The organism is Streptomyces sp. NPDC048197, from assembly GCF_043202395.1.
Taxonomy (GTDB): Bacteria; Actinomycetota; Actinomycetes; order Streptomycetales; family Streptomycetaceae; genus Streptomyces; species Streptomyces siderophoricus.
Window position 1 is genome coordinate 23902 of sequence record NZ_JBIDAJ010000015.1, and the last position, 8980, is coordinate 32881.

Annotated in this window: 6 protein-coding genes; 2 read left to right on the forward strand and 4 right to left on the reverse strand. The window is 66.9% G+C overall.

The window, feature by feature from the left end:
- Positions 1-22: 22 nt before the first annotated feature.
- From ACGF4C_RS20550 to ACGF4C_RS20560, 3 genes are read right to left on the reverse strand one after another with little or no spacing between them, the layout of a single operon-like run.
- A complete protein-coding gene (locus ACGF4C_RS20550; RefSeq protein WP_393568065.1) occupies positions 23-4783 on the reverse strand; it encodes a putative T7SS-secreted protein in 4761 nt (1586 codons plus the stop codon).
- Positions 4780-5418, reverse strand: coding sequence for a hypothetical protein (locus tag ACGF4C_RS20555; protein ID WP_393568066.1), 639 nt, complete (start codon positions 5416-5418; stop codon positions 4780-4782). Before ACGF4C_RS20555 ends, ACGF4C_RS20550 begins: the two co-directional genes overlap by 4 nt.
- Positions 5409-5858, reverse strand: a complete 450-nt coding sequence (locus ACGF4C_RS20560; RefSeq protein WP_393568068.1) for an SseB family protein — start codon at positions 5856-5858, stop codon at positions 5409-5411. The genes ACGF4C_RS20555 and ACGF4C_RS20560 overlap by 10 nt, the downstream gene beginning before the upstream one ends.
- A gap of 390 nt (positions 5859-6248) precedes the next feature.
- On the opposite strand from ACGF4C_RS20560, the gene ACGF4C_RS20565 reads away from it, so the two are divergent.
- Positions 6249-8003: a chitinase gene (locus tag ACGF4C_RS20565; RefSeq protein ID WP_393568070.1), complete on the forward strand. Its 1755-nt coding sequence runs from the start codon at positions 6249-6251 to the stop codon at positions 8001-8003.
- On the opposite strand, the gene ACGF4C_RS20570 is transcribed toward ACGF4C_RS20565, so the two are convergent.
- The gene (locus tag ACGF4C_RS20570) at positions 7988-8437 is read right to left on the reverse strand and encodes an ATP-binding protein (RefSeq protein WP_393568072.1); all 450 of its coding nucleotides are present in this window, start codon (positions 8435-8437) and stop codon (positions 7988-7990) included. The genes ACGF4C_RS20565 and ACGF4C_RS20570 overlap by 16 nt on opposite strands.
- 112 nt (positions 8438-8549) lie before the next feature.
- On the opposite strand from ACGF4C_RS20570, the gene ACGF4C_RS20575 reads away from it, so the two are divergent.
- Positions 8550-8980: Scr1 family TA system antitoxin-like transcriptional regulator (locus ACGF4C_RS20575; protein ID WP_393568074.1), on the forward strand; the 431-nt coding region annotated here is incomplete at its 3' end.

Genomic DNA, 8980 nt, shown 5'->3' on the forward strand with positions numbered 1-8980 from the left:
TGTCATCGCTCACCACCTCGTTTCATGCTTGAGGGATAATCTCCCACGGTATCCCTTTCTTGTCCAGCCAGTTCGAAATTTTCTCCGGTATAGGGTTCTCCGATATGACCATGTAGTCAATCCCCTTATCGGACGCTATCCCGAATTTTTGCCCCTCCGTGGACAGGAACTTGTTCAACCTCTTCGGGTTGGCAATGATATTCTCCCAGAACTGCCCTGATTTTGCCTCATACCATGTTCCGCGGCCAGTTTTGGGATGGATAAATGCACCGTCGAACTGGCGCCCCATCTCGGAGAACCCGCCCCCTCCCCCCAGCTTTTGAACAAGGTGGTGCTCGTAAGCTTCTCCGTACTCTTGAGCCACCCTCCCTCCACCCTTTGACGCTTGGCAACTGAAAAGCCCGAGCGGATCAATCCGCGTCAGAGGATTCCGGCTGTACGTGGCAGGATTTGACGAGGGAGCCAATCCCAAGGGGTCGTCGGAGAGGTAACGTCCAGCGTCTAGGCAATAGAAGCGCTGATAGTTGTAATGGAGTTCCGTCTCAGGGTCAAAATATTGCCCCGGGAAACGCAAAGGAGTATACGCAGATGCATCCGCATTCCACGTAGTGGAACCCCAGAGCGTTGTTCGAGTCCGCCAAGAAACATCACTAGATTGGGAGAGGAGATGCGTCGGCGCACCAACTAGATCGGTGACCATCGCGAAGAAGCGCTGGTCAGTTGTCTCTGGCTCAGCACCCAAGGACCCCGATACCGGGATCTTGCGTTCGATTTGCGCTACAGGTGCGTTTCTTTCGTGATCCCAGGTAAGGGAAATTGCCGTGCTAGATCGCGACGTAAAGGCGCTTTGCTCCGCAAGGATTGACCTGTCCCACGCGAAGTTGATCTCCTCAGCAACTGCACGGCCACTTTCAGTTAAGCGTTTCTTGGCAATGCGGCGGCCGAACGGATCATACAGGTAGCGCCAGGTGGTCCCGTCCGGGGTGACTACGGATGCGAGACGCCCCTCTGCGTTCCATTTGTAGTGCCAGGTATCCGGCTTACGAGAAACACGCGTTTTTTGGCGGAGAGTGACCCGCCCCAGCTCATCGTGTTCATAGCGAATGCGGCCCGCGCGGGTGATGTTGGTGCCCTCGTAGGACCTTTCGCCTCGGGCTGAGGGGTTGGGGTGGCGGTCGGGCCAGGTGGCGTGGGTTTGGTTGCCGGCGGCGTCGTAGGCGTAGGTCTCGGTCCAGTCGGTGGCGTGGACGGCGGTGACGCGGCCGGCGCGGTCGAGGTCGAAGGTGCGGCGGCCGGTGTGGGAGTCGTCGATCGCGGTGAGGTGACCGTCGGGGCGGTAGGTGTAGGAGCGGGAGAGGACCTGTTCCACCTCCGCGGCGGCGGTGTGGGGGGTTTGGGAGGTGCCGGTTCCGGCTGTGGTGAGGGACTGGGAGATGAGGCGGCCGGTGGGGTCCCAGGTGTGGGAGAGGGTGAGGTTGTCGCCGATGGTGCGGGTGAGCTCTTGGCCGGCGGCGTCGTGGTCGAAGGTGAGGACGTGGCCGGCGATGTCCATGGCGGTGCGGTTGCCGGCTGCGTCGTAGGTGTAGGTGGTGGTGTGGCCGGTGGGGGTGGTGCGGGAGGTGCGGCGGCCCAGGGCGTCGTAGGTGAACGACATCGTGCGGCCGTTCACGGATTCGGCGGTGACACGGCCCAGGATGTCGCGGGTGTAGGTGACGGTGGCGTCGGGGTTCGCTGCCTGGTGGAGGTTGCCCGAGGCGTCGTGGAGGTAGGTCGTCAGCAGACCCGCGGCATCCTTCTCGGTGATACGACCGAGGGTGTCTCGGGTGTAGGTGGTGACCTCGCCGAGGGCGTTGGTGCGGGTGGAGAGCTGGCCGGCGGGGTCGTGGGTGTAGGTGAGCGCCCGGTTGTCGAAGTCCGTTTCGGAGGCGAGACGGCCGGCGGCGTCGTAGGCGTAGTTCCAGGTCAGGCCCTGGGGGTTGGTGACCTGGGTGAGGCGGAGTTCGGTGTCGTGGAGGAAGTCGTAGCGGACGCCGTCAGGGTCGGTACGGGCCACCAGGAGGTCGAAGTGGCCGTATTCGTAGTGGGTGGTCTGGCCGATGGGGTCGGTGTGGGAGGTGCGGTTGCCTTCGCCGTCGTAGGTCCACTGCTCGGTGGCGCCGGTGGGGTCGATGCGGGCGGCCAGCTTCCCTTCGACCGTCCACACCATGTGGGTGGTTTCGCCGAGGGGGTTGGTGATGGACGTGGTTCGGCCGAAGGCGTCGCGGCGGTAGTGGGTCACCGCGCCGAGGGGGTCGGTTACGGAGAGCGGGAGGCCGGCCTTGTTGCAGTAGAGGTGGGTGGTGTTGCCCAGGGCGTCGGTGACGGAGGCGAGGTTGCCGCGGGTGTCGTGGGTGTAGGTGGTGGTCGCCCCGGTGGGGTCCGTCGATGAGGTGCGGTTGCCGGTGGCGTTGTAGGTGTGGGTCCAGGTGGTGCCGTCGGGGCCGGTGACCGCAACCGGGTTGCCGTCAGTGTCGTAGGTCGTGGTGGACGTGGAGCCGTCGGGGAGGGTGACGGTTGTCGGGCGGCCGGCTTCGTCGTAGTCGATGGTGGTGGTGCGGCCGAGCGGGTCGGTGGTGGAGAGGATGCGGTGGGCCGCGTCGCGGACGGTGCGGGTGGTGGCGCCGGTGGGGTCGGTGGTGGCGACGATGTGGTGGTGGTCGTTGACCTGGTAAGTGGTGACCTGGCCGAGGGAATTGCGGTGGTGGTTGGTGCGCAGGCCGGTTTCCGGGTCGGGGTCGCCCCAGGTGAAGTCGCCGCGGAGGTGGCCTTCGATGCCGCCCTGGGTGATGCAGCGGTCGGCGTCGTCGTAGACGTAGTGGTAGCTGCTGTTGTTGGTGTCGGTCCAGGAGGTGATGCGGCCGGCGTCGTCGTAGGTGAAGCGGAGGGGGAGGTGGGTGGACTTGGTGACGGTGGTGAGGTTGCCGAGTTCGTCGTAGCCGTAGGTGACGAGGAGTTGGTCGCTGCCGTCGGGGGCGGCGCCGGCCAGGTGGAGGGCAGTGATGCGGCGCTCCTCCGTGGTGAAGAGGAGGCGGTAGCCGGCGCTGTGGGTGATGGCGAGCGGGGTGCCGTCTTCGGTGTAGTCGAAGGTGTGGTGGTTGCCGTGGCGGTCGGAGATCTCGTCGAGGACGGCGAGGTGGTCGGTGTAGGTGGTGAAGTAGCGTCGGATGCCCGTTACGGTGTCGGCCAGTAAGTAGTCGCCGTCGGGGGTGAGTTCGAGTGGGGCGCCGTCGCCCTCTATCGGGCGGGTGGGGACGCCGACTGCGGGGTGGGGGTAGAGGAGGAAGTTGCCCTCTTCGCCGATGAGGATGACGCCCTCGGAGTCGATCTCCAGGCGCTGGTCGACCGTGGACATCCAGGTCGGGCCGAACCAGCGGCCGGTGCGGTAGGACGACTCGAAGGTGCGCGAGAAGGTGAGGGGGAGGCTGCCGGGGAGGGTGATGTCCGTTTGCGGCAGGTGCATGCGGCCGGTGGCCATGTCGATGGGGTCGCTGCCGAAGGTCTTGCACCATGCCGTACGCAGGCGGTCCCGGACGGTGCGCTTGCCGCCCTCCTTGGCCGCGGTGCGGGCCGCGTTCTCGGCGGCCTCCTTCGCGCCCGCCTTGGCCGCGGTCTTGCCGAGCCCTCCTGCGCCCTTCCCCCCAAGGATGTTCACCCACATGGAACCCCAGGCGTCGCCCGGATCGCTGCCCCAGCCCGACCCCAGCATCCCCTTGGCCGTCTCCACCGGGTGAAGAGGTGCCTGGGCCAGGCCCATGAGGGTCATCGCGGTGTTGTCCATGAACTGGAACGGGTGCGTGACGTTGTACGGGTCCAGCGGATTGATCTTGCGGCCGAGCTTGAGGGTGTCGGCGCCGGCCTTCAAGGCACCACCAGCCATGTGTAGGTGCTCCAGGACGACTGCCTCGCTGCCGTCCTTGAGCGCCGCGCCCGCGAGTTGGGTCAGTGCCGGTTTCTCGGGCGCATGCGCCAAGGCGGCCTTGATGGCGTTGCGGGCGCGCTCGGCTGCTTCGTTGCGCTGGCTGCGGGCGCTTTTGAGCATGTCCTCGGCGGCCTCGCGGCCCTCGGCGCCCGGGTCTGCCTCGACGGTCGGTTCCTGCGGCATGGGGCCGGGGTCCTGGCCCTGATCGACGGCGGCGTTGTAGGCGTCGGCCTGGGAGTTGTAGCGCTCGACGCGGGCCTTGTACGCCTCGAAGGAACGGCGGGTGGCCTCCTGGGCGTTGTGGTACTTCTCGATCGCGTCGGCGGCCTTGCCCTGCGCCCAGATCACCGTCTCCATGTACGACGCCAGCGCCTTGGAGGCGTCGCCGCAGGCGTCGGCGGCGTGCATCCACTGCTTGGGGTGCATGTCGAACGCCTCACGGAAGGCATCGGCCGCCTTACCGCTCCAGTGCTGGCCCGAGCCCAGCTTGCGCATGCCGTTCGCCACCCGGTCGAACGCGGCGGAGAAGTCCTTGAGGTGGGACGCGGTTTCGGCGATCTTGCCCGGGTCGCCATGGATGAGTTCCTTGGGGTCCTCGGTCTCGCCGAGCTGGCGTTCGTCGACGTGTGCCCCCAGGGCGCCGGCCAGTTTCGCGCCGCCATTACGGACCGCGTGCGCCGCGCCGTCCAGTCCGACCGTCTCCAGCGCGTCACCGGTCAGCTCGGCGCCCTTGTCGACCACCTCCCCCGCGCCGCGCTCGATGGCCCCCGTGATCTTGCTGGCCCCATCCCCCAGGGCGTCCAACCCATCGCTGAATATGCTCACTTGCCGCTACCCCCGTGCCCCTGCTGCCCCTGCTGACCGTGCGGCTTCCCCGCCTCGTAGAAGCCCGTGGTGACCTCCACGTCCTCCCCGCCGTTCTTGATGCGGTCCGGGACCGACTGGACGTCCTGGAGCAACTGGTCACCCGCCTGCAGCATCTCCTTGCGCGACTTCCGCGACGCCTCGGAGTGGGGGTCGAAGTCGGCGTTCGCCACCTGGGTGAACGGGTTGTCGCCGATGACCTTGTCCCAGGACCGCTTGTGCAACTTCTCCGCGGTCAGGTTCGGGTCGCCCATCGCCGCGTTCACGGTCTGCTTCAGGGTGTCCGAGAAGTACTGCTCCTGCTCGTAGTAAAGGCCGGCCGTGATACCCAGCTTCTTGGAGAATTCGTTGGCGTCCTGCATCAGGGTGCGTACGCCCCAGCCCCAGCGGTCGCAGAAGGAGTCCAGGACGGCGGCCAAGCCGTCATCGCCACATTCCATGTTGTCCAAGGACAATCGGTCGAAACCGCGCCCCAGTTGGGCCTCCACGTCGAAGCCGAGTTCTTTGAGCTCGGCTGTTGCGGCCCTGATGCCCTTGGTGAGCTGCTCGAATGCTTCCGGCTCCAGTTGGTAGCCGTCTCCGCTCATCAGGCCCATTTACGCTCCCCCCCCTCGCGCGAAACGTCCGATATGCCATCGGATATACCGTCATCCGATACGGCGGCGACGTCGATGGCCACCCGGTCAGGCACGATTCCACTCACCGGCGGGAACAGCGCGCCCTGTTCACTGCCCGCGTCCAGGGCCACCCCCGTAGGGCTGTCGACGGCAGGAATCAGCACGTCAAGGACGCGGGCGCCGGACACGGACACGTACCGCCACTCCGCGCCTGGCTCCGCACCACGGCCCAGCGCGAAACGGGACAGCGCCTCCTCGTCGGTGAAGGCGTACAGCCAGCGGATGCCGTCCAACTCGGTGGAGAGCAGCGTGTCGTTGACCGTCGGAATCAAGACATGCGTGCGCCGGAATTCGCCCACGAGCGCGGCCGGATCTGGTTGACCGGCATGAATCGCCGCCACCTCATCGATCAAAGACATAACGGACCGAGCCCTCCCCCGAATCCCTGCTCAACTGCTCGAACATACTTTGGCATACGGCACTGACAACGGAGCGTTGGACACGGGGCGTCAGGGCGACTGAAAGGCCAGGCCGGGAAAGCCGGGCCGCGGTTCTTTTCAGCTTCAATTACCTTGCCGTTTGGGCGGGGCGGCAATTCGGCCCGCATAACTGGCGGCGCCCCCGCTCGACTTCCATCCCCTCCGTACCGGCCACAGCCGCACCGCGCGGTACCGCCTGTCCACGTCACACCTCTTGACCGGCGCATTGGTCTGAACCATTCTGTGCGCAGGGTCGGCAACGGCCCCTCGTCAGCGGTGGCCACCGTCTCGTGCAGTCCTCGGGTTTCCCCCTCGGCACAGGAGACAGGTATGCCTCGTACCGCAGCAGCACGCACCCGCATCAGACCCTGGCGTCACAGACGCGTGATCACGTCCGTCCTGGCGGTCCTCGCCACCGCGGCGGCCACCGCAACCGCGACCGGGACCACCCCCGCTTCTGCCGCCACCGCCCCTGCTTCCGCCACCGCCGACGTCAACGTCGCCAAGAACGCCGGCTATGAGTCGGGTCTGAGCAACTGGACCTGTTCGGCGGGGAGCGGGACCTCCGTCAGCTCACCCGTGCACAGCGACACCGCTGCCCTCAAGGCGACCCCCACCGCCTCGGACAACGCCAACTGCTCGCAAATCGTCGCCGTCAAGCCCAACTCGACGTACCGGCTCAGCGCGTACGTCCAGGGCTCCTACGTGTACCTGGGTGCGTCGGGCACCGGCACCACGGACGTGTCCACCTGGACGCCTTCGGCCACCGGGTGGCAGCAGCTCGTCACCAGCTTCACCACGGGCCCGAGCACGACCTCCGTCACCGTTTACACCCATGGCTGGTACGGGCAACCGGCCTACTACGCCGACGATTTCAGCGTGTTGGGGCCGGACGGCGGGGGCGGTACCGACCCCGGGCCCCAGGTCCCGGCGGCGCCCGGGGGCCTGGCGGCCGGCTCCGTGACGTCGTCCTCGGTCACGCTCTCCTGGAACCCGGTCTCCGGCGCCACGGGTTACACGGTCTACCGCGACGGGGCGAAGGCAACGACCACCGGCGGAAGTTCGGCGACGGTGACCGGACTCTCCCCCTCCACCACCTACCGCTTCCAGGTCACCGCCACCAACGCCGCCGGGGAGTCGGCCCGTTCGGCCGAAGTCACCGCGACGACCACCCCCTCAGGCGGCGGAACCGACCCCTCCGTCCCCAAGCACGCGGTCACCGGCTACTGGCAGAACTTCAACAACGGCGCGACGGTCCAGAAGATCAGCGACGTACCGAACCAGTACGACATCATCGCGGTCGCCTTCGCCGATGCCACGACCACGCCCGGCGCGGTCACCTTCAACCTCGACTCGGCCGGCCTCGGCGGCTACACCGTCGACCAGTTCAAGGCCGACATCAAGGCCAAGCAGGCGGCCGGCAAGTCCGTCATCATCTCCGTCGGCGGCGAGAAGGGCACGGTCTCGGTCAACGATTCCGCCTCGGCCGCCAACTTCGCCGACAGCGTGTACGCGCTGATGCAGCAGTACGGCTTCAACGGCGTCGACATCGACCTCGAAAACGGCCTCAATCCGACCTATATGAGCCAGGCCCTGCGCTCGCTGTCCCAGAAGGCGGGCGGCCGGCTCGTGCTCACCATGGCGCCGCAGACGATCGACATGCAGTCGACGTCCGGCAGCTATTTCCGGACGGCGCTGAACGTGAAGGACATCCTCACCGTCGTCAACATGCAGTACTACAACAGCGGGTCGATGTTGGGATGTGACGGAAAGGTGTACTCCCAGGGGACCGTGGACTTCCTGACCGCGCTGGCCTGCATCCAGCTCGAAGGCGGCCTCGACCCGTCCCAGGTGGGCCTGGGCCTGCCCGCCTCCACGCGGGGCGCGGGCAGCGGGTACGTCGCCCCGAGCGTCGTCAACGCCGCCCTGGACTGCCTCGCCAAGGGGACGAGCTGCGGCTCGTTCAAGCCGTCCCGGACGTATCCGGGCGTACGGGGCGCCATGACCTGGTCCACGAACTGGGACGCGGCGAGTGGTAATGCGTGGTCCAACGCGGTCGGGCCGCACGTTCACGCCCTCCCGTAGCCCTCGCCGGCGTCCCCCTCACCCCGGCGGAACTCGCACCACACGACCTTCCCCGGTAGGCGCTCGCCGATGCCCCACGCGTCGGCGAGCGCGGCCACGAGCAGCAGCCCGCGCCCGGCCTCCGCGTCGCCGGTGACGGCGGCCGCCGGTACGCACGGCTCGCCACCACCGCTGTCGTGCACCTCGATGCGTAGCGTCCCGCGCGCGGCCTCCGGCAGAGACAGCCACAGCCGGTAGCCACGGCCCGGCGGGACGCCGTGCAGGAGGGCGTTGGTGGCCAGTTCGCTCACGCAGAGCACGATGTCTTCCGCCCGTTGCTTCAGGTCCCAGTCGGCGAGCGCGGTACGGGTGAACTCCCTGGCCAGAGCCACGGAGTGGCGCTCCCGGCGGTACAGGGCGGTTCGGGTCTGAAGCGTCTGGATCTCCTTCTGCATGGCTCCAATGTCACAGGGAGTGACTATGCTGGGCCACAGCGTGAAGTCGTACAGATTCGATGTACGACCTGCGGCCGTGTCGGCCGCGTACGGGGAGGGGAAAGCAGTGCGCATGCACCCGGCGAACAAACCGAAGAGGATCACGTCCTGGCATGTGATCGGAGCCCAGTTGAGCCACTTCCGGCGGGCCGCCCGGATCACCCAGCCCGCCCTTGCCGAGCGGGTCGGGCTCCACGAGGACACCATCGGCTCCATCGAGCAGGGCCGCAGACCGCTGAAGATCGACCTGGCCGAGACGCTGGACGAACTCCTGGAGACGAAGGGGGCGTTGGCGGTTGCGGTGCAGAAGGTTCCGGAGAAGGAGCGCTTTCCGGCCTTCGTGCAGGACTTCGTCGAGTACGAGGCGGACGCGCTGTCCCTGCTGTCGTACGAGAACCACGTCATGCCGGGCCTGTTGCAGACCGAGAACTACGCCCGGGCCGTCTTCTCGTGCCTGTTCCCGCCCATCAGTGAAGCGGAAGCCGCCGAACGACTCTCCGCGCT

Coding starts and splice junctions, on each gene's coding strand:
- ACGF4C_RS20555 (WP_393568066.1), bottom strand. CDS start 5,418: ATGGGCCTGATGAGCGGAGACGGCTACCAACTGGAGCCGGAAGCATTC.
- ACGF4C_RS20560 (WP_393568068.1), bottom strand. CDS start 5,858: ATGTCTTTGATCGATGAGGTGGCGGCGATTCATGCCGGTCAACCAGAT.
- ACGF4C_RS20565 (WP_393568070.1), top strand. CDS start 6,249: ATGCCTCGTACCGCAGCAGCACGCACCCGCATCAGACCCTGGCGTCAC.
- ACGF4C_RS20570 (WP_393568072.1), bottom strand. CDS start 8,437: ATGCAGAAGGAGATCCAGACGCTTCAGACCCGAACCGCCCTGTACCGC.